The 19,608-nt window shown below is 70.6% G+C and carries 18 protein-coding genes; 4 read left to right on the top strand and 14 right to left on the bottom strand.

From position 1 onward, the window contains the following. Nucleotide 1: 1 nt before the first annotated feature. The gene (locus tag QM591_RS00310) at nt 2–1,120 is read right to left on the bottom strand and encodes a class I SAM-dependent methyltransferase (RefSeq protein WP_415128418.1); all 1,119 of its coding nucleotides are present in this window, start codon (nt 1,118–1,120) and stop codon (nt 2–4) included. Continuing rightward, on the bottom strand, nt 1,117–2,451 hold the full coding sequence (locus QM591_RS00305; RefSeq protein ID WP_415128416.1) for a DUF4921 family protein: 1,335 nt from the start codon (nt 2,449–2,451) through the stop codon (nt 1,117–1,119). Before QM591_RS00305 ends, QM591_RS00310 begins: the two co-directional genes overlap by 4 nt. A 92-nt stretch (nt 2,452–2,543) precedes the next feature. On the opposite strand from QM591_RS00305, the gene QM591_RS00300 reads away from it, so the two are divergent. Then, entirely contained in the window at nt 2,544–2,924 is a 381-nt protein-coding gene (locus QM591_RS00300; RefSeq protein WP_415128414.1) for a hypothetical protein, read from the top strand. 16 nt (nt 2,925–2,940) lie between these two features. Here QM591_RS00300 and QM591_RS00295 read toward each other — a convergent pair whose 3' ends face one another. Next, complete coding sequence (locus tag QM591_RS00295) at nt 2,941–3,624, bottom strand: response regulator (RefSeq protein ID WP_415128412.1); 684 nt, start codon at nt 3,622–3,624, stop codon at nt 2,941–2,943. Beyond that, nucleotides 3,621–5,306: an ATP-binding protein gene (locus tag QM591_RS00290; protein WP_415128410.1), complete on the bottom strand. Its 1,686-nt coding sequence runs from the start codon at nt 5,304–5,306 to the stop codon at nt 3,621–3,623. The genes QM591_RS00295 and QM591_RS00290 overlap by 4 nt, the downstream gene beginning before the upstream one ends. A 149-nt stretch (nt 5,307–5,455) precedes the next feature. On the opposite strand from QM591_RS00290, the gene QM591_RS00285 reads away from it, so the two are divergent. After that, nucleotides 5,456–6,991 (top strand): CitMHS family transporter, encoded by a 1,536-nt coding sequence (locus QM591_RS00285; RefSeq protein ID WP_415128408.1) that lies wholly within the window; start codon nt 5,456–5,458, stop codon nt 6,989–6,991. A 76-nt stretch (nt 6,992–7,067) separates the two neighbouring features. Here QM591_RS00285 and QM591_RS00280 read toward each other — a convergent pair whose 3' ends face one another. Beyond that, complete coding sequence (locus tag QM591_RS00280) at nt 7,068–7,928, bottom strand: NYN domain-containing protein (protein WP_415128406.1); 861 nt, start codon at nt 7,926–7,928, stop codon at nt 7,068–7,070. A gap of 66 nt (nt 7,929–7,994) precedes the next feature. Here QM591_RS00280 and QM591_RS00275 point away from each other — a divergent pair, with 66 nt between their 5' ends. Then, nucleotides 7,995–8,363, top strand: coding sequence for a PLDc N-terminal domain-containing protein (locus QM591_RS00275; protein ID WP_415128404.1), 369 nt, complete (start codon nt 7,995–7,997; stop codon nt 8,361–8,363). On the opposite strand, the gene QM591_RS00270 is transcribed toward QM591_RS00275, so the two are convergent. From QM591_RS00270 to QM591_RS00235, 8 genes are all read right to left on the bottom strand, one after another. Continuing rightward, nucleotides 8,360–9,628, bottom strand: a complete 1,269-nt coding sequence (locus QM591_RS00270) for a sugar ABC transporter permease (protein ID WP_415128402.1) — start codon at nt 9,626–9,628, stop codon at nt 8,360–8,362. The genes QM591_RS00275 and QM591_RS00270 overlap by 4 nt on opposite strands. Then, nucleotides 9,625–10,413, bottom strand: coding sequence for an ATP-binding cassette domain-containing protein (locus QM591_RS00265; protein WP_415128400.1), 789 nt, complete (start codon nt 10,411–10,413; stop codon nt 9,625–9,627). The genes QM591_RS00270 and QM591_RS00265 overlap by 4 nt, the downstream gene beginning before the upstream one ends. 85 nt (nt 10,414–10,498) lie before the next feature. Further along, entirely contained in the window at nt 10,499–11,587 is a 1,089-nt protein-coding gene (locus QM591_RS00260; protein ID WP_415128398.1) for a sugar ABC transporter substrate-binding protein, read from the bottom strand. 157 nt (nt 11,588–11,744) lie between these two features. Next, nucleotides 11,745–12,911: a sugar ABC transporter permease gene (locus QM591_RS00255; RefSeq protein ID WP_415128512.1), complete on the bottom strand. Its 1,167-nt coding sequence runs from the start codon at nt 12,909–12,911 to the stop codon at nt 11,745–11,747. Nucleotides 12,912–12,949: 38 nt separating this feature from the next. After that, a complete protein-coding gene (locus tag QM591_RS00250; RefSeq protein ID WP_415128510.1) occupies nt 12,950–13,753 on the bottom strand; it encodes an ATP-binding cassette domain-containing protein in 804 nt (267 codons plus the stop codon). A gap of 50 nt (nt 13,754–13,803) precedes the next feature. Beyond that, nucleotides 13,804–14,862, bottom strand: coding sequence for a sugar ABC transporter substrate-binding protein (locus tag QM591_RS00245; RefSeq protein WP_415128396.1), 1,059 nt, complete (start codon nt 14,860–14,862; stop codon nt 13,804–13,806). A gap of 31 nt (nt 14,863–14,893) precedes the next feature. Further along, a complete protein-coding gene (locus QM591_RS00240; RefSeq protein ID WP_415128394.1) occupies nt 14,894–16,081 on the bottom strand; it encodes an ROK family transcriptional regulator in 1,188 nt (395 codons plus the stop codon). 88 nt (nt 16,082–16,169) lie between these two features. Next, nucleotides 16,170–17,153, bottom strand: a complete 984-nt coding sequence (locus tag QM591_RS00235) for a Gfo/Idh/MocA family protein (RefSeq protein WP_415128392.1) — start codon at nt 17,151–17,153, stop codon at nt 16,170–16,172. A gap of 66 nt (nt 17,154–17,219) precedes the next feature. On the opposite strand from QM591_RS00235, the gene QM591_RS00230 reads away from it, so the two are divergent. Then, nucleotides 17,220–18,563 carry a M20/M25/M40 family metallo-hydrolase gene (locus tag QM591_RS00230; protein WP_415128390.1) on the top strand — a complete coding sequence of 448 codons (1,344 nt, stop codon included), beginning with the start codon at nt 17,220–17,222 and terminating at the stop codon, nt 18,561–18,563. 27 nt (nt 18,564–18,590) lie between these two features. On the opposite strand, the gene QM591_RS00225 is transcribed toward QM591_RS00230, so the two are convergent. Further along, entirely contained in the window at nt 18,591–19,460 is an 870-nt protein-coding gene (locus tag QM591_RS00225) for a DUF3418 domain-containing protein (RefSeq protein ID WP_415128388.1), read from the bottom strand. Between the last annotated feature and the right edge of the window lie 148 nt (nt 19,461–19,608).

Genomic DNA, 19,608 nt, shown 5'->3' with positions numbered 1-19,608 from the left:
GTCAGCGGCGCGTGGAGACCGTGACGGTGAACTTCGCGTTGCGGGCGACCTGCCGGGTGGGGCCCACCAGCCGCTCCAGCGCGCTCCGGTAGCGCAGCGGCGAGTTCCACACGCACCACAGCTGGCCGCCGGTCCGGAGGACGCGCGCGGCGTCGGCGAACAGCCGCGGGGCCAGACGATCGGTCACGGCGGCACCGGAATGGAACGGCGGGTTGAGGGCGATGAACGACGCCGAGGCGTCGGGACGGGCGTCCAGGCCGTCGGCGCGCTCCACACGGACGCGGTCGTCGACGCCGTTGGCCGCCGCCGTCGCACGTGCCGAGGCGACCGCGGCCGCGGACTGATCGCAGGCGTAGACGCGGGCGGACGGGTGACGCAGTGCCAGCGCCGTGGCCACCACGCCGTTCCCGCAGGCCAAGTCGATGAGCGGGTCGTCGTCCGATCCGCCGTCGACCGCGCCGGGAAGGTGATCCAGCAGCAGCCGCGTCCCGATGTCGATCCGGGCGCCGGCGAAGACACCGCCGAAGGCGCACAGCGTCAGTCCGTCGGCCTGCGCCGTCGCGGGAAGGGGATCCCGGCCGCCGATCGGTGTTCGTGCGACCAGCACGCGCGCCTTCTGCCGCGCGTGGGTCACATCGACCCGGCCGAACGACTCGCGCAGCACGTCGTTCATCGCGGGGGACATGTGCTTCACTCGGCCCCCGGCGAACACCGTGACCTCTGGCGAGGCGTGCGCGGCAACGAGGCCGGCGATGTCGCGAAGGGCGTCGAGGGTGCGGGGAAGGCGCACCAGCACGACGCGCGCGTCGCGCACGAGATCGGCGGCCAGCGCGTGGAAGGTGAAGCCGCCGGAACCGCCGAGCCGGGACGCGTTCGCCTCCAGCGCCCGCTCGCCCGTCAGCGGGTCCTGGTGGGTGCGGACCTCCGTCGCTCCTTCGTGCACGGCGGCGAGGGTGAGCGCGCCGTACGCGTCCCCGATCACGGTGAGCTCACCGCGACCGAGAGCGGCGCGGGCGTCGCGCGACTCATCGATCAGGAGCCGGTCGGCGGCGTCGGCAGCCAGGAGATCGGGGGCCTCGACGTCGGGCCACCGGCGGAGAGAGGGGAAGGGGAAGCTCACTCCGCCTCTTCCGCGCCCGGAGCCGCCGGCGACGCGGGGGCGGCCGGCTCGCTGTAGCGCAGCCGTGCGTCGTCGGCCGTGCATTCCTCGCCGATCCGGAGGTCGGGGGCGATCGAGCCGTCGAGACGCAGCGGGATCAGAGCCTCCACCGCCCGTCGGCGCAGCTCCCACGGGTCGATGGTGTTGACGTACACCTTGGTGCCGCCCTCGAAGCCGGCGGGGTTGGAGATGCGCCACTTCAGCACGACCCGCCACGGCATCGGCCAGGGGGCCTCGGGCGGGCGGTAGTGCCACTCCTCGTTCGTCGGCACGTGCACGCCGGTCGCGGCGTGGAGGGCGTGGACGAGGTCGGACATCCCGCGGACCTCCGCCGCGGAGTGCTCCTGCGGCAGATTGGCCGAGGAGCGCGAGTACACCTCGAACGCGGGGTAACGGTGCCCGACGCCCGCGAAGGCGACCGCGTGGTCGTTGGCGGCCACGATGAGTCCCTCCTCGACGGCGAGATCTGCGATCCGGTGCTGGTAGAGGTCTCGATCGGCCGCGAGCATGCTGAGCTCGCGATCGACCTGCGGTCCGTGCTCGTCGATGGCGACCAGTTGCTTGTGCAGGTGGTCGAAGGAGGCGCCGGCCGGGCGGAGCCAGTTCTGGAAGACGGCGACGTAGGCGGCGTGAGGTTGTGACGCCTGGATCTCGGCGAGGGAGCGGACGGTGAAGGCGAAGTAGGCCGCGTGCTCTTCCGGAGTCAGCCGCCCCGACGAGACGAGGTCGTCGTCGGTCTCGGCGCCGTCGGCGACGTGGCGCCGGGCGACGATCACGTCGTGCGAGCCGCCGAGCAGATCGAGGGTCGCCTCTTCCAGCGACTGGGGGATGCCCGAGGCCGCCGCGCGGATGGCGGCGAGCTTCTCGAGGTGGGCGCGCCCGATCGGGCTCGACAGATACTCCTGCGCCCACTCGATGACCGCCGCCGGCTGCCGGAAGCCGTGATTCTCGCGCCAGTACTCCGCCGAGACGATCTCGAAGAGGTTCCCGAACCGGCGGAACTCCGCCACCGAGTCGTCCACCTCATCCGCCGGCACGTGACGGTGCTCGACGAAGTCGGATCCGACCAGGCGGGCCTTCTCGGGCGTGGTCTCGAGGTAGCGGTCGACGCAGAACGCGCACAGGCGTCGCTCCTCGCCCGGGGCGAGGCGTCGCGGATCGTCGCGTGGCGGCGAAAGGGGCCGGTGAGCACGTCCGGGCACGGTCCACACCCGGGTTCCGGTGAGGGGACCGACCTGTTTGACGGTGCCGTCCGGCATCCGCACGATCGCTGTCCGCGCCCCATCGCTCACCCCTTCAGCCTACCCAGCGACCGCGGCGACGGGAGCGCTCCCGCTCGGGATGGCCCGTTCCCGTGGCTCGTGCCGCGAGGCATACTCGGGAGATGAAGACACTCGCCCGCACGGTTCTTGCCGGAGGCATGGTGTTCGCGGGGCTCAGTCATCTGTTCTGGGCGCGGCGCGAGTTCCAGGCTCAGGTTCCCGATCTCGTCACCGAGGTCCTTCCCATCGACAAGGACGGTGTGGTCGTGGCCTCGGGGGCGGTGGAGATCATGCTCGGAGCAGCCCTCGTCGCGCTCCCGCGCGAGCGACGCCGCGTGGGCGCTGTGCTGGCGGCGTTCTTCGTGGCGATCTTTCCCGGCAACATCGCGCAGGCGCTCGGAAAGCGACGTGGCTTCGGTCTGGACAGCGACCGCGCTCGCCTCGTGCGCCTCCTCTTCCAGCCGGTGCTCGTGGCCTGGGCGCTCTGGTCCACGCGCGACTGACGTCGCGTGCTGCCGGTCAGCGCCGCGCACCGCCGCGAGTGACGCCGGGTTCGGCGACGGAATATCGGTGCTCAGGGCGGCCGGTCGCCCCATAGCGCAGCCGCACGTCGACCACACCGCGCATCGCCAGCGCCGACAGATGACGCTGGGCCGTGGCCCGGGACACCCCGGCGCGTTCCGCGATCTCCGACGCCGAGGACTCCCCGTCGCCGAGCGCTTCCAATACGACGTTCTCCGTGGCCGACCGCGACACCGTGGCGGATTCCGCACCGCCGTGGAGGATCCCGAGCGCGCGCTGGATGTCGTCCTGCGTCAGGGCCCGCTCCGCGTTCAGGACGTTGCGGAAACGGAGGTAGCGCTCCAGCAGGTCGCTCAGGGCGCGGGCCTCGAAGGGCTTCGGGAGGAAGGTGAGCGCACCGGCGCGCAATGCTCGCCGCACGGTCGGGGCATCGGTCGCCGCCGACAGCACGATCGTGTCGATGTCGACGCCGCGGGCGAACGTGATGCCATCGCCGTCGGGAAGGAAGACGTCGACCAGGAGCAGGTCGAATCGCTCGGCCCGGAGGGCATCCGCCGCGTCGGCCAGGGTGTGTGCGGGCTCGGCGACGACGAAGCCGGGTCGTGCGGCGACGAGGTCGCGATGGAGCCCCGCGACGCGGAAGTCGTCGTCGACGATGAGCACGCGAACGGGGGAGGTCATTCGTGGTCGTCCTTTCCTGATGGCGCGGCGGGGAGTCCCGAGTCGTCTCCCGGACCAGAGGCCGAGGTGAAGGCGGTGTCGAGCACGTCCACGAGCCGGGCGCCGAACACCGCGCCGGATCCGTCGCCCCCGGCCTCGATCAGCCACACGTCACCGCCGCCGCGGCGGGCGAGCTCGCGGGAGAGGGGAAGCCCGACGCCGAGGCCGTGGACGCGGTCGGTCTCTGCCGCGTCCAGCCGGGGACGCCGCGCAAACGGGTCGACGTCGTGCGGGACCCCGCTTCCGGAGTCGGCGACCGTCAGGACGAGATCGGCGCCGTCGCCGTAGCAACCGATCTCCACTCGGCGCGGCTCCGGACCCTCGACGGCGGCGCGCACCGCGTTGTGCAGCAGGTTCCCGAGGACGGCGGCGACATCCTCGGGGTCTCGCACCGGCGACAGCAGCAGAGAGTCGGCGGTGACGGCGATGCGCACTCCGCGTTCGCCGGCCTCGAGCGCATGGGCACCGATGAGGGCGTGCAGGAGAGCGTCTCCGATCTCGTCGAGGTTCTCCACGGCGTAGTCCACGGGCCCGCGCTGCACCTGCTCGGAGAGGAAGTCGCGCGCCTCCTCCACGCGGCCCGCGTCGAGCAGTCCGGCCGCCACGTGCATCCGGTTGGCGAACTCGTGCCGTTGCACGCGGAGCGCCCCGGTCATCGCGCGCACCGTCTCCAGCCGCTCCGTCAGCGCCACGAGATCGGTGCGGTCGCGCACGATCAACACGGTTCCGAGGTCCCGGCCGGCGTGGCGCACGGGCTGCGCATCCACGTAGAGCACCCTGTCCCCGGCGACGACGCCGTCTCCCGCGGTGCCTTCGCGGACGGCCGCCAGCACGACGGGACCCACGCCGAGCTCGGAGAGGGACCGGCCCTCGGGCACGGGCAGCTCGAGGAGTCGGCGGGCGGTCTCGTTCGACACGCGCACGGTGCCCGACTCGTCGAGCGCGATGACACCGTCTCCGACGCCGTCCAGCACGGCGGCCTGATTCTGGACGAGGGCCACGAGCTCCTCCGGTTGGAGGCCCAGGGTCAGCCGCTCCCACCGGCGGCGCAGGACCACCGCGGCGAGGACTCCCAGGACGAGGGCGGCGGCCGCGGCTGCGGCGATACCGCCGATGAGGGCCGGGAGGTCGTCGAAGACGCTGGCGGGCTCGAAGCCGACGCTCACCTCGCCCACCGGACGACCGCCGCCCGGCGGCAGGAGCGGCACCTTGGCCCGCGCCGAGACGCCGAGCGTGCCCTGCTCCCAGGTGACCACCTCGTTGCCGGCCAGGACATCGCGGAAGTCGGTGCTCACGCGCTGGCCGAGCAGCGACGGGTCGGGATGGGCGAGGCGGATCCCGGCGTCGTCGGCGATGACGACGAACAGCGTCCCGGTGCGGTCCGTCACCGCCTGAGCGAGACGTTGCAACTCACCGCTGCGCAGTCGCTCGGGGGACGGGGTCTCGGCCTGGGCGCTGATCCGCGCCACCTCCGCGCGCACCTGAGGGTCGACGGCGACGGTCCGAGCGATGTTCAGCGCAGACTTCTCGGCCTCCTCGCGCAACTGCTGGATGCCGAGGAGGGCGAACACCGCCGTGCACACGGCGACCACGGCGACGACGGTCACCCCTAGGAGCAGCACTGCACGCGTCGCGAACCTCATGGCCACCTCCCTGGTGAGCATTATGCGCGTAACCCGCGGATCGCGCAGAAGTCTCGCAATGAGAGTTAGCGCGCGGCGGGGCGGGGAAGTCCCTAGATTTCACGGGACCCGATCCACGACGCCGGTGGGTCGCAGACGAAGGAGTCGAGATGTCCCTCATCCCCGCCGTAGTGACGGCAGCCGCCGAAGACGGCTACGACCTCGCGTTCACGCCGTCCGACGGCGTCCTGGTGCTGCTCGGGTTCACGATGGTCCTCACCTTCATGGCGCTCATCATGACGAGGCGGCTGACGCCCATGGTCGCCCTCATCATCGTTCCGACGATCTTCGGCCTCTTCGCGGGGGCGGGTCTCGGAATCGGCGACATGGTGATCGACGCCATCAAGTCGATGGCGCCGACGGCGGCCCTGCTCATGTTCGCGATCATGTACTTCGGCATCATGATCGACGTCGGCCTGTTCGATCCGCTCATCCGCGTCATCACCCGGGTCCTGGGCGACGACCCGGCGAAGGTCGTCCTCGGCACGGCGATCCTCGCCGGAGCCGTCTCGCTCGATGGCGACGGATCGACGACGTTCATCATCACCACCTCCGCGATGCTGCCGATCTACCTGCGCCTGGGGATGAGCCCCGTCGTGCTCACTTGCGTCGCGGGACTCATGAACGGCACCCTCAACATCGTCCCGTGGGGCGGCCCGACGGTGCGCGCCGCTTCTGCCCTGGGGCTGCAGCCGACCGACATCTTCGTGCCGATGCTCCCGTCGCTGGCCACGGGCCTCGTGATCGCGCTGGCGTTCGCCTGGTTCCTGGGGCTCGGGGAGCGCCGTCGCCTGGGAGGCTCGATCGACAGCAGCCGGCTGGACGGGCAGCGGCGCGAAGGACTGTTCGCCGCACCGCGCATCGTCCGCGGCGCGGAGCCCAAGCCCGGCGCCGCCGCGACGCTGCGGACCGGCAACGTCGTCACGGTGCGGGGAGCTCGCTCCGCCGTCGCGGCGGCGGATCTGGTCTCGGCGACCGACACCGCGATGGCCGACACGATGCTCGACCCGCACCGTCCCACCCTGCGGCCGAAGCTGATCTGGTTCAACCTGGTCCTCACCGTCGCCGTGATGGTGCTGCTCGTGCTCGACCTCTTCCCGCTCGCCATCGTCTTCATGGTGGGTGCCGCCATCGCGCTGATCGTGAACTTCCCGAAGCTCAAAGGGCAAGCCGACGAGATCGTGGCCCATGCACCCTCCATCGTCGGCGTCGTCTCGATGGTGCTCGCGGCCGGGGTCCTGGTGGGGGTCCTGAACGGCACCGGCATGGTCACGGCGATGGCCTCGTGGATCACCTCGGTGATCCCGGCCTCTCTCGGACCGTTCCTCGCGGTGATCACCGGGGTGCTCTCGATCCCGTTCACGTTCTTCATGTCCAACGACGCGTTCTACTTCGGGATCCTGCCGGTGCTCGCCGAGAGCGCCTCTCACTTCGGCATCGAACCGGTGGAGATGGCCCGCGCCTCGATCACCGGACAGCCGGTGCACCTGCAGAGCCCGCTCGTGCCGGCCATCCTGCTACTGGTGTCGCTCGCCAACGTCAACCTGGGCGACCATCACAAGAAGGTGCTGTGGCGCGCGACGGTCGTCTCCATCGCGATGCTCGCGGTCGGTGTGCTGGTGGGAGTCATCCCCTTCGCGGCCTGAGGAGACTCAGGAGGGAGCCGGGGCGGTCATCCGCTCCGGCGGCCTGTCGTGGGTCGTGGGTCGTGGTGTCAGCGGGTCAGCGGTCGGCGACGAGCCGGACGCGCACGATGTTGGTCGACTCGTCGAGCTCGGCCACCTTCGGGTGCGCCCCGACGAAGTCGGAGAACGACCGGTGCCCGAGGGCCTTCTCGCTGAAGGAGGGGTCCATGCGCTTGATGAGGTTCTTCACGGCAGACAGGTGCACCCACTCGTCGTCCGTGCGCTCCTGCTCCAGTCGCAGGGCGCGGGCCAGCAGGTCGCCGGCCGCGTCGACGGTCGCGCGCTTGCGGCGCACGGGAGCGGCGTCGGCCTTCTTCTCGGGCTCCTCCGGGAGCTGGACGCCGGGAAGGGTGTCATACGCGTCGAACTGGTCGCACGCGGCCGCGAGCGACTTGGCCGTCGAGCCCGCCACGCCGACGCCCACGACGATCCGCCCGAGCCGCTTGCAGCGCTGGGCGAGCGGGACGTAGTCGCTGTCGCCCGCGACGATCACGACGTGCGTCAGATCGGGGAGCCGGAACATGTCCTCCACGGTGTCGACGGCGAGGCGGATGTCGGCGCCGTTCTTGGCATAGGCGGCCGCCGGGAACAACTGGACGAGGTCGACGGCGCGGGCCACGAGCTGCGACCGGTAGACGGCGTTGACGGGAGAGGACCAGTCGGCGTACGCGCGGGTGAGCACGAGCGTGCCGAACGAGGCGGCGTAGTCGATGATGGCTCCCACGTCGATCGTCGCGTCCTTGAGCCGGGCGGCGACCTCAGGCTCCGAGGGATCGTCGGCGATCCGCTGCCGGTCGCGGGCGTAGGCGTTCCGGCCGTGCAGACGGTCGTACCAGCTCATCACGATGTTGTCGAAGTCCAGGTACACGGCCACACGCGGGTTCTGCGGATCAGGCATGTCACCAGTGTGTCAGGGTGGTCGGGGAGATGCGCGCCGTCACCGCACTCTCATAGACTCGCGCCCATGCCCTACGTCTTCTCCCTGCTCGTGCTGGTGGGAATGGTCTTCGCCGTGGTCGACATCATCCTGCGCGACGAGAGCCAGGTGCGTCACCTTCCCAAGATGGTGTGGCTCTTCCTCGTGATCCTCCTGCCGCTGCTCGGAACGATCCTGTGGTTCGCGATCGGGCGGGAGTATCCCGAGCGGCAGGCGCCGCGGCCCCCGCAGTTCGCGCCCTGGGCGAGCGAACCGGCGCCCCCCGCGGCAGCGCCCCGCGACACGCGAACGACCGAGCAGCAGCTCGCCGATCTCGAACGGGAGATCGAAGAGGATCGGCTGCGTGCCGAGATCGCGCGTCGCAGGGCGCAGCAGCAGGGAACCGCGGACGACTAACTCCGGACGTTTCCTCCCCGCAGGCGCGAGATCGCGTCCACCGTGGCGGCGAGGATCAGCACGCCGCCGGTGACCAGCAGGTTGATCCCGGCGTCCAGTCGCAAGAGCCCCAGTCCGTTGATGATCATCGCGATCACGAGGGCGCCGATGGCCGCATGCACGAGACGTCCCCGTCCGCCGAAGAGGCTGACCCCACCGACGACGGCAGCCGCGACGCCCGACAGGACGATGTCACGTCCGGCGGCACCGTCGACCGATCCGATCCGGGCCTGCGCGAACAGGCCGGCCATGACGGCAAGGCCCGAGCAGATCACGAAGCACCACCACTTGATGAGGCGCACCTTGATGCCGGCGCGGCGAGCGGCCTCGGCGTTGCCGCCGATCGCGTAGACGTAGCGTCCGAACCGGGTGCGGTCGAGCAGGAACGTGCCCGCCCACAGGATCACCAGGACCACCGGGACGATGATCGGCACCCCCTCGATCGGAATCACCGACTGCGAACGGTTGAGGTTCAGGACCGCCACGGCGGCGCCTCCGACGAGCGCGATCACGAAGAGCTTGATCCACACGAGCGACACCGGCCGGTTCGGAACGCCGGCACGCGCGCGGCGACGGCGATCCCACACGGAGGTCGCCCCCGAGACGAGGAGCATGATGGCGAGCATCACCCAGCCTCCCCACACCGGAAGCCGTCCGTTCTGGAGCGCGATCACCTCGGGCGCGTTGATGGGATAGAGTCCGCCGGCGCCGATGATGAGCAGCGCCAGTCCCTGGTAGCCGAGGAACAGGCCCAGGGTCACCACGAACGACGGGATCCCCACCCGTGCGACGAGGAACCCGATGAGCGCCCCGGTGGCCAGGCCCACGGCGAAGCCCGTCGCGAGCGCGAGCGGCCACGGGACGCCGCCCTTGACGTTGAGGACGACGAAGGTGGCCATCGCGACACCGCCGGTGACGCCGGCGGACAGATCGATCTCCCCGAGGAGCAGCACGAACACGAGCGCCATGCCGAGCACCACGAGGGCGGCCGACTGGTTCATCAAGTTCGCGAAGTTGACCGGGGTGAGGAAGTACGGGTTGAGGATCCCGAACAGGACGGTGAGGAACAGGAGCCCCGCGATCGCCGGAAGGGCGCCCATCTCGCCTCCGCGGACGCGCTGCCACCATGCGCTGACCTGGTCGCCGAGGCCGCCTTCGACCCCGCTCCCGATGAGGTCGCTGGCCACGGGGTCGGGCGCCGCTGCGGTGCGCTGGCTGGTGGTCATGCGTCTCCTCCGATCTTGATGGTGCTGGTGCCGATCAGCTCGACCCCCGCGGGCACCTTCGTGCCGGTGATGTAGCCGACGATGTCGTCGCGTGTGGTCTCGGCGGTCGGCACCTGCGCGACCATCTGGCCGAGGTAGAGCACCGCGATGTCGTCGGCGACGGCGAAGACGTCGGCGAGGTTGTGGCTGATGAGCACGACGGCGACGCCCTGCTCGCTGAGGCGGCTGACGAGGTTCAGGACCTGCTCGGTCTGGGCCACGCCGAGCGCCGCGGTGGGCTCGTCGAGGATCACCACGCGTGCCTTCTTGAGTACGGCGCGGGCGATGGCGACCGTCTGTCGCTGCCCACCCGAGAGCGAGGACACCTTCTGCCGTACCGACTTGACGGTGCGGACCGAGAGCGAGCGGAGCGTGTCGGAGGCCTCACGCTCCATCCGGCCCTCGTCGAAGGTGCCCGCGGAGAGCTCCTCGCGGCCGAGGAACATGTTCTGGACGATGTCGAGGTTGTCGCACAGGGCGAGGTCCTGATACACGACCTCGATGCCGAGCGCCGCCGCGTCGCGGGGGGTGTGGAGCGTGGCGGGGGAGCCGTCGAAGAGCACCTCGCCGTCATCGTAGGGCTGGACACCCGCCAGGCCCTTGATGAGGGTGGACTTCCCGGCGCCGTTGTCTCCCACGAGGGCGGTCACCTTGCCGGGCATGACGACGAGGTCGACGCCCTTCAAGACGCTCACGGGGCCGAAGGACTTCTTCACCCCGCGCAGTCTGATGATCGGTTCTGTCATGTCTCGCTTCCTTGCGATGTGGTCGGTGTGCATGAGGGGAGGCGTCGCACCGCGGGACGATGCGACGCCTCCCGGAGGAGGGCGTTTACTTGACGCCGAACTCCTCGCACTTGTCGGCCAGGCTCACGCCTTCGATGTCACCGGTGCAGATCTCGGAGGCGGAGGCGTCACCGGCGGCGACGACGTCCTTGACCTGCTCGGGACCGACCAGCTGCGGGGTGACGGCGATGTACGGCGTGCCGTCCTCGAGCTTCTGGTCGGCGCTGACGCTCTCGCCCTTCAGCAGCGCGGTGGCCACCTCGACGGCCTTGTCGGCCTCGAGCTTGACCGGCTTGTAGACCGTCGCCGTCTGCCATCCGGTGAGGATGTTGCGCAGGCCCTCGAGGTTCGCGTCCTGACCGGAGACCGCGACACCGGTGAGGCCCTTGTCCTGGAGGACCTTGATGACGCCGTCGGCGTTCGTGTCGTTGGCCGCCCAGACGCCGTCGACCTTGCCGTCGTTGGCCGTCAGGGCCTGCTCGAAGTTGGTCTGCGACTTCGCGCCGTCCCAGACGCCGGTCGGCTCGGCGACGGGCTTGATGCCGGCCGCCTCCATGACCTCGACCGCGCCGCTGCGGAACATGGCAGCGTTGCCGTCGGTCGGGTCACCGCCCATGTAGAACACCTGGGCCGTCTTGGGGTCCTTGCCGGCCTTCTTGAGTCCGTCGAGCACCGTCTGGCCCTCCAGACGGCCGACCTCCACGTTGTCGAACGACACGTAGTAGTCGGCGCCCTTGAACGGACGGTCATAGGCGACGACCGGGATGCCCTGGCCCTTGGCCTTGGTGGCCACGCCTTCGGCCGCGCCGTTGTAGTCGACGAGCAGCATGACGCCGCAGCCCTGCGTGAGCTGCTGGTCGGCGATGGTCGTGTACTTCGAGACGTCGCCCTGCGCGTTCTGGATGTCGACCTCGAAGCCGGCGCCCTCGAGACCCTCCTGCAGGTACTTCCGGTCGAAGTTCTCCCAGCGGGGGGAGGAGGCGGCGTCGGGCAGGATCACGCAGGCGCGGCCGGCGGCGGCCGGCGGTTCGCTGCCGTTGCCGCTGGATCCCGGGGACGGGGTGGTGCTGGAACAGCCGGCCAGCAGGAGTGCAGCGGTGCCGAGAGCGGCAGCCGCCAGGAGAGACTTCTTCATCATTCGCCTTCCACATCGAATTGCGAGTCGAGGATGCGTCTTCGCATCTGGACCGATCTTTATGTGTTCAAGTCTTGGAGTCAAGATGTGAACATAAAGAACTGGTATCGGTCTCAGCGCGTTCGCCAGATGAACGCAGCGGCGATGCTCCGTGCGGTCAGGCGCGGCCGACGGCGGCGCGCGTGCGGCGGGAGAGCGAGTCCACGATCACGGCGAGCACGAGGACCACGCCGGTCACCACGAAACGCACCGAGGAGTCCAGATTCAGCAGCGTCAGGCCGGAGCTGATCGATTGGATGACGATCACCCCCAGGAGCGCGGCGAAGGCGGTGCCGCGCCCGCCGAAGAGGGAGACCCCGCCGATGACGGCGGCGGCGATCGCGTTGAGGTTGATGTCGCCCGTGCCCGAGCTCTGATTGGCCGCGGCCAGGCGTGCGGCGGCGAGGATGCCACCGACGGCGGCGAGGGTCGTGCAGAGGGTGAAGACGGAGAGATAGATCCGCTCGACGCGGATGCCCGCGCGTCGCGCGGCCTCGACCGAGCCGCCGACGGCGTACACGGCACGTCCCCACCGGGTGCGCGAGAGCACGAGGTGGGTCGCCACGACCAGCGCCAGAAAGAACACGAACATCACGCCCACCCCGCGCGACAGGTTGAGGTACCAGGTGGCGCCCGAGAGCACGACGAGGAGGAGACCCGTGCGGATCGAGATCTCCACGCCGCTCTGACTGACGAGGTCGGCGGCGGCGCGGCGACGCGCGCGACGTCGGAGCGAGAGCGCGTAGGCGGCCACCGTGAGAGCGACCAGGAGGTACGACAGCCACGTTGGCAGGAACATCTGCTGCGCGAACTGCACGATCCACGAGTCGAAGGGGAGGTTGATGGATCCGGTCTCGCCCAGCACCCACAACTGTGCGCCCAGCACCCCCAGCAGACCCGCGAGGGTGATCACGAAGCTCGGCAGGCCGAAGCGGGTGAAGAGCAGGCCGTAGAGGGCGCCGACGGCGGCTCCCGCGGCGAGGGCTGCCAGCAGCGCGAACACGAGCGGCCACCCCGCCTGCACGAAGGTGACCGCGAGGACCGCTCCGGCCAGTCCCGAGACGGAACCGACCGAGAGGTCGATCTCGCCGAGGAGGAGGACGAGCACGATGCCGAGGGCGATCGTGCCGATCGACGCGCACTGCATCGTGAGGTTGACGAGGTTCGTCGAGGAGAGGAAGACGGGGTTCAGTGCCTGGAAGACGCCCCAGATGACGATGAGGCCCGAGATCACGGGGAGCGCGCCGAGGTCGCCGCCGCGGATACGGGCGCCGAGTGCCTGCATCCGGCTTCGGAAGCTCGGCCGCTCGAGGGCGTCGACGCTCACGGCGCGGCTCCCGGCCGGCGACGGGCGGACAGCGGGATGATCTCGCCCTCACCCGCCGGGGGACGCGAGGGCGGGGGAGCCCGCCGGGTGAGATCGAGAGCGCCGGTGATCGCAGCGATCAGGGTCTCGCTCGTGACGTCGGCGGCGGTGAACTCGCCGTTGTTGCGCCCGAGGCGCAGCACCACGATCCGGTCGGCGACAGCGAGCACGTCGGCCATGTTGTGGCTGATCAGCACGACGCCGTGACCGCGTTCGCGCAATCGCTCGATGAGGTTGAGCACTTCGGCCGTCTGGGCGACCCCCAGCGCCGCGGTCGGCTCGTCGAGGATCACGACGCGCGGCTCGCCGATCAGCGATCGGGCGATCGCCACCGTCTGTCGCTGCCCGCCCGACAGCGCCGCGACGGGCGTGCGGACGGAGGGGATCTTCGCGGCGATCTCGCGGAGCAGCGTCCAGGTGCGCTGCTCCATGTCCACTTCGTCGAGGGAGCCGTCGGTGACCAGTTCCCGGCCGAGCCACAGGTTCGCCACGACATCGAGGTTGTCGCAGAGCGCGAGATCCTGGAACACCGTCGCGATTCCGAGGTCCTGCGCATCGGCGGGGCTTCCGATGTGCACGGGCTCCCCGTCGAACTCGATCGTGCCGCTGTCGGGTGGGTGGACGCCGGCGAGCACCTTGACGAGGGTGGACTTGCCGGCCCCGTTGTCGCCGATGAGGGCTACCACTTCACCCTCGTTGACCCAGAAGTCGACGTCGGTGAGCGCCTTGACCGCCCCGAAGTGCTTGCCGATGCCGCGCATCGTCAGCACACGCTCTCGGTGTCGACCGGTGCGGGTCGGGGAGGGGGTGGTCACGGGGTGTCGTCCTCACGGATGCCGGCGGCGGTGCACGCGGCCTCGTACTCGCGGGTGCAGATGTCTGCGACGGACCAGAAGCCGTCCGCCACGATAGTCGACATGATGTCGTCCGCGGTCACCGCGACCGGAACCAGCAGCGTCGCCGGGATGCCGTCGACCTCGGTGTCGCCGACGACCTCGCGTCCCTCGACGAGGTCGACCGCGACATCGGCGGCGCGCTGGGCCTGCGGACGCAGGGCCTTGTACACCGTCATGTACTGATCTCCCGTGAGGATGCGCTGCACCGCGGTGAGCTCGGCATCCTGGCCGGTGACGATCGGCAGCGGCGTCACGTCCGCGGCGCGCAGAGCAGCGATCGCTCCGCTGGCGGTGCCGTCGTTGGCGGCGTAGACCGCGGCGATCCGGTCGCCGTACTGGCTGATCTGACCGGCCACCCAGTCCTGCGCCTTGTCGGGGCTCCAGTCCGGTGTCGCGTACTCGGCGAGCACGCGCACATCGTTCTCGGCGAGCACTCGGAGCGCACCCTCGCGGAAGAGAGCGGCATTGCTGTCGGTGGGCGATCCGTTGACCATCAGCACGCCGCCGTCGGGATCTCCTTGGTCTTCCAGCGCCTGCGTCAGGGCCTGGGCCTGTAGCTCGCCGACGCGGACGTTGTCGAAGGAGACGTAGTAGGCCAAGCCGCCACCGTCCACGAGTCGGTCGTACGAGACCACCGGCACACCCTGTGCCCGGGCGGCGTTGACGATCGTGGTGGCCGCTTTCGCGTCGACCGGGTCGAGCACGAGCACCTTGACCCCCGCAGCGAGTGCCGACTCCGCTTGCTGCTGTTGCTTGGCCGCGTCCTGGTCGGCGTTGGCATAGAGCACGTCGTAGTCGCCCCGCTCGGCGACCCGCTCCTCGAACACCGGACGGTCGAAGGTCTCGTACCGCGCGGTCTTCTTGTCGGGCAGCAGCAGCGCGATCTCCGGACCGCCTCCGGGTGCGCCGCAGGCGACGAGGGATGTCGAGGTCAGCGCCGCGATCAGGAGGACGGCGAGGGTGCGACGGTGCACGTGGCGTGATCTCCTCGGGTGTCGGTGGGGCTCACGCGAGGCGGGTGACGACATCGGCGTCGACACTCACGTGGTCCAGGGCCAACGCGATGGCTCCTCGCGTCTCTCCCCATTCGCCGAAGGACGCGGCGACGATCTCGGGCAGGCCCCCCGCCGCCACGAGAGCCGACCGTTCCAGCGCGTGCCGCATCGGGGCCATGAGGATCTCGCCGGCCTGGGCCAGCTCGCCGCCGACGATGATCCGCTCGGGATCGAACAGGTTGCACAGGCTCGCCACCGCGATGCCGATGTGGCGGCCGGCGTCGGCGATGACGCGTTGCGCACTGCTGACGCCGGCGTCGGAAGCGGCGAGGAGGTCGGTGAGACGCTGCATTCCCTCGCTCTCGGGGAACAAAGCGAGCAGGGCCGGGGCGGCAGCGTACATCTCGAGGCAGCCCCGGTTGCTGCATCGGCAGACCGGGCCGTTCTCGTCGATCGTGACGTGGCCGATCTGCCCCGTTTTGCCGCTCACGCCGCGGAACAAGTCGCCATCGACGATGAGGCCGGCGCTGATCGTGTGGCCGACGCGGACGAACACCGATGAGCTGACGCCGCGGTTGGCGGTCTCGCGGGCTTCGGCGAGACCGCCGAGGTTGGCTTCGCTGTCGACGAAGACGGGACGACCGACGCGGGCGGACAGGCTCGCCGCGACATCGACGCCCTCCCATCCGGGCAGGAGGCCCGGAGTGGAGACCATGCCGGTGCGCGGGTCGATGGGGGCGGGGAGGGCGACCCCGATGGCCAGCAGATCGGTGAGCTGGCCCCCGAGAGACTCGATCATGTCGCCGAGAAGGAGCGTCAGCCGGTCCAGCTCCGCGTCGTGGCGGTGACCGGGGGCGAGGGGCACCACGGTCTCGGCGACGGTGGCCCGCGTGGCGTCGGCGATCGCGAGGTGCAGTTGCCGCGTGCTGAAGTGCGCCCCGGCCACGAGGCCCACACGCCGGGCGAGCGAGACGAGGGTGGCCCGTCGTCCGCTGCGCGAGGTGAAAGAGGTGTGGAGGACCCCGGCGGAGGTCAGCTCCTTGACGATGTTGGAGACGGTCGCGGGCGACAGTCCCGTGCTCCCGGCCAGCTCGATCTGCGTCAGGCGGCCATGCCTCTTGAGGGACTCGACGACACGAGTCCTGTTCGCTTCCCGGAGCGACGACTGCGAACCGGGCGGAGGGTTCCGGCCTACCACGAACGACACTGTACCGGCCCGGCGGCCGGATCCGCCCCTGATCGGCTCTTCTCGACCCGCGCCGGCCGACGTCCCGTCCGCCCGCGGGTCACCGCTTCTCTGGGTAGACGACGCCGATCTGCGAGCGGACCTCGTCGAGGCTCGCCATGATCGCGACGCTCTCGGAGAAGGGGAGGACGTCGCTGTCGGTGCGTCCCTCGGCGAGCAGCTTCTCGGCGTAGAGAGCCTGGAACTGCATGCCGCGGCCCTCGACCTCGGACCGGTACTCCTCGCGGACGGTGCCGTCATGGCCGATGACCCGGAACGAGGTCGGGGTGTACCAGACCCGGTCGATCTCGATCCGCGCCTCGGTGCCCACGATGTGTGCGGTGTTGGGTCCCGCCGCGCGGGAGGAGGTGACGAACGACGAGACGGCGCCCGACGCGTGGGTGAGGGAGACGGCGACCTCGGTGTCCGCGCCGGTCTCGCCCAGTCGTCCGCTCGCGCGGAGAGAGGTGGGAGCCCCCAGCACGTCCCAGATGAACGACATCGGGTAGATCCCGAGGTCCAGGAGCGCGCCGCCGCCCAGCTCGAGTGCGTTCAGACGGTGGGACGGGTCGGAGCTGATGCGCTGGGTGTGATCAGCGAAAACGGTGCGCACCTCGCCCAGCGTGCCTTCGGCAAGGATCTTCCGCAGTCGCACCATGTGCGGGAGGTAGCGGGTCCACATCGCCTCCATCGCGAGGAGCCCGGCACCGGCGGCGATGTCACGGAGCGCGGTGGCCTCGTCGGCATCGAGGGTGACGGCCTTCTCGATCAGCACGTGCTTGCCCGCCTGAAGAGCCAGGGCCGCGTCTTCGAGATGACGGCCGTGCGGCGTCGCGACGTAGACGATGTCCACGTCGGGGTCTGCCACCAGGTCTTCGTACGAACCGTGAGCGTGCGGGATCGCGAACTCCTCCGCGAACGCGCTCGCCGCCTCCGGGCGACGCGAGCCCACCGCCGTGACCGTCAGGCCCGCGGTGCGAAGGTCGGAGGTGAAGGCGTGGGCGATGCCGCCCGTGGCGAGGATGCCCCATCGAAGTCCGGTCATGATCCGAGCCTAGTGACCCGCTCGGCTCCGCCGCTCGGAGACGCGAGGGCGACGTAGGCTCGAGGAATGGAAGCCCCCCGTCCCGATGCCGCCGTCGACCGCTTCCGCGAGCTGCTGCGGATCCCGACGATCTCCCATGCCGACGAGGACGTGATCGATTGGGCGGCCTTCGACGTGTTCTCGACGACCGTGGAACGCCTCTATCCCCTCCTCCACGCGCACCTGGAACGCGAGGTGGTCGCGGGGCACTCGCTCTTGTACCGCTGGGGCGGCCGGAGCGAGGCCGACCCGTTGGTGCTGATGGCTCACATCGACGTCGTGCCCGTGGTCGAGAAGGACTGGCAGCACGCACCGTTCGAGGCCGTCATCGTCGGAGAGGGGGATGCGGCGGAGATCCATGCCCGAGGGGCGATCGACGACAAGGGGTCGCTCGTGGCCATCCTCGAGGCGGTCGAGGGCCTCGTCGCGTCCGGCTTCACCCCCGCGCATGACGTGTACCTGGCGTTCGGGCACAACGAGGAGACGGCGGGAGGCGGCGCGCAGGCGATTGTCGCGCTGCTCGGCTCCCGGGGCGTCCGCCCGGGCCTGGTGCTGGACGAGGGCGGAGCCGTCGTCGAGGGCGCCGTCCCCGGCGTCACGGTGCCCACGGCGATGGTGGGCGTCGCGGAGCGGGGAGTGATGACGCTGCTCCTCACGGTGTACGAGGCCGGGGGACACGCCTCGACCCCGCCCGCTCTGCCGGCGACGGCTCGACTCGCCCGGGCGATCCACCGCCTCCACCGCCGGCCGTTCCCCCCGCGCATCACCGCGCCCATCCGCGCCATGTTCGCAACCCTCGCGCCTCACACCCGGCCACCCCTGCGCACGGTGTTCGCCCGCATGGGCGTGCTCGGCCCGGTGATGGCGCGGATCTTCCCCCGGCTCGGGCCGGAGCTGAACGCGATGGTGCGCACGACGGCCGTCGTCACCGAGCTCTCCGGTGCCCCGGGGGAGAACGTGCTGGCGGCGACGGCGCGTGCGGCCGTCAACATCCGCCTCCTGACGGGCGACACGGTCGCCGGTGTCACCGAACGCGTGCGGCGGGTGATCGCCGACGACGCGGTCGAGATCGAGGTGCGGCACGCCTCCGACCCCTCCCCGGTCTCCCCGTGGCGCGGGGAGCCGTGGCGACGGATCGCGACCGCTGTCTCCGTCGCGGTGGGGGCGGAGGTCGTCACGACGCCGTACATCCAGCTGGGCGCGAGCGACAGCCGCTGGTTCACCGCCCTCAGTGAGCACGTCTACCGCTTCACGCCGTTCCACCTGACGCGCTCCGAACGCGATGCCCTCCATTCCCACGACGAGCGCATCCGCATCGCATCGTGGCTGACGGGCATCGACTTCTACCGGGCGCTCCTCGCCGCCAGCTGACGGCGCGGTGCGCTTCGCCGCGGCGGGTCAGTCGCGCCCCGACAGGGCCTTCGCGATGCGCTGGGCCGAGACGGGCTCGGCCGTGCCGCGCTGCTGCGCGTAGAGGCTCACGCGGAACTCCTCGAGGAGCCAGCGGGTACGTGCCAGGGCGGCGGGCGCGTCGGGCGCGAGGGGGAAGGTGCCCCCGGCGTCGAGGTACCCCGCGGCGGCGCGTTCGTACTCCGTCATCCGCTGGCGGTCGCGCCCCGGATTGTCCGCCAGCGTCGCCAGGCGGTCCTGTGCGCCCTGGAGGTAACGGGGGAGGTGTGCAAGGCGCGACAGGCCGGTGCGCGCGACGAAACCGGGATACACGAGCCCCGCGAGCTGCGCCTTGATGTCGCCGAGCGCAGTGAGGAGCGTGAGGGAGTTCTGAGCCTTGATCCCTCGTTCGACCTCACGCGCGAGGGTGAGGATCCGCGCGGCCAGCGACACCGCCTGGAAGAGCTCGTCGACGATCGCCTGGGACAGCGCGTCGCGGACCCGGTCGAACTGCGCCCCGCTGCGCACGACCGGCGCCGTGCGGGCCATCACGGCATCCGCGACCGCGACCCGGGCATCCTCGATCAGGGCTTTCGCCGACGGGTAGGGCGAGGTCGCCAGGGCGAGCTTCTCCGCCGACGTGAGATGGTCCAGGACGTAGGCCGTCGGGGACGGCACGGCAAGGAGCAGGAGGCGCCGGACGCCGCCGTGCGTGAGCCTTGCCGCCCGCTCTGCAGTCGCCTCGATCCGCAGCGACACCGAGTCCTTGTCATCGACCAGGGCGGGATACCCGCGGACCACTCCACCGGCCACCTTCGTGTCCACGACCTCGGGGAGCGTGCCGAGATCCCACGTCGTGATGCCCGACCTCTCCGTCACCACGGGGGCTCCGCCGGCGTTCTGTGCGGGCGTCGCCGGGCCGACGGTCGTGGCGCCCGGCCCCGAGGCTCACGAAGGCGTGCCGCCGGTCACGTTGCGCGCCGCGTTGGCGACTCGGATCCAGCGTGTCGCGAATCAACCCGTGACC

Origin of the sequence: Microbacterium sp. (genome assembly GCF_047607225.1) — a bacterium.
In the GTDB taxonomy this organism is placed as follows: domain Bacteria; phylum Actinomycetota; class Actinomycetes; order Actinomycetales; family Microbacteriaceae; genus Microbacterium.
This window is presented reverse-complemented; position numbering and strand designations above follow the sequence as displayed.

Bases quoted from the DNA above. Each gene is read 5' to 3' on its own strand.
- QM591_RS00300 (WP_415128414.1), top strand. From the start codon at position 2,544: ATGAAGACACTCGCCCGCACGGTTCTTGCCGGAGGCATGGTGTTCGCG.
- QM591_RS00295 (WP_415128412.1), bottom strand. From the start codon at position 3,624: ATGACCTCCCCCGTTCGCGTGCTCATCGTCGACGACGACTTCCGCGTC.
- QM591_RS00290 (WP_415128410.1), bottom strand. From the start codon at position 5,306: ATGAGGTTCGCGACGCGTGCAGTGCTGCTCCTAGGGGTGACCGTCGTC.
- QM591_RS00285 (WP_415128408.1), top strand. From the start codon at position 5,456: ATGTCCCTCATCCCCGCCGTAGTGACGGCAGCCGCCGAAGACGGCTAC.
- QM591_RS00280 (WP_415128406.1), bottom strand. From the start codon at position 7,928: ATGCCTGATCCGCAGAACCCGCGTGTGGCCGTGTACCTGGACTTCGAC.
- QM591_RS00275 (WP_415128404.1), top strand. From the start codon at position 7,995: ATGCCCTACGTCTTCTCCCTGCTCGTGCTGGTGGGAATGGTCTTCGCC.
- QM591_RS00270 (WP_415128402.1), bottom strand. From the start codon at position 9,628: ATGACCACCAGCCAGCGCACCGCAGCGGCGCCCGACCCCGTGGCCAGC.
- QM591_RS00265 (WP_415128400.1), bottom strand. From the start codon at position 10,413: ATGACAGAACCGATCATCAGACTGCGCGGGGTGAAGAAGTCCTTCGGC.
- QM591_RS00260 (WP_415128398.1), bottom strand. From the start codon at position 11,587: ATGAAGAAGTCTCTCCTGGCGGCTGCCGCTCTCGGCACCGCTGCACTC.
- QM591_RS00255 (WP_415128512.1), bottom strand. From the start codon at position 12,911: ATGCAGGCACTCGGCGCCCGTATCCGCGGCGGCGACCTCGGCGCGCTC.
- QM591_RS00250 (WP_415128510.1), bottom strand. From the start codon at position 13,753: ATGCGCGGCATCGGCAAGCACTTCGGGGCGGTCAAGGCGCTCACCGAC.
- QM591_RS00235 (WP_415128392.1), bottom strand. From the start codon at position 17,153: ATGACCGGACTTCGATGGGGCATCCTCGCCACGGGCGGCATCGCCCAC.
- QM591_RS00230 (WP_415128390.1), top strand. From the start codon at position 17,220: ATGGAAGCCCCCCGTCCCGATGCCGCCGTCGACCGCTTCCGCGAGCTG.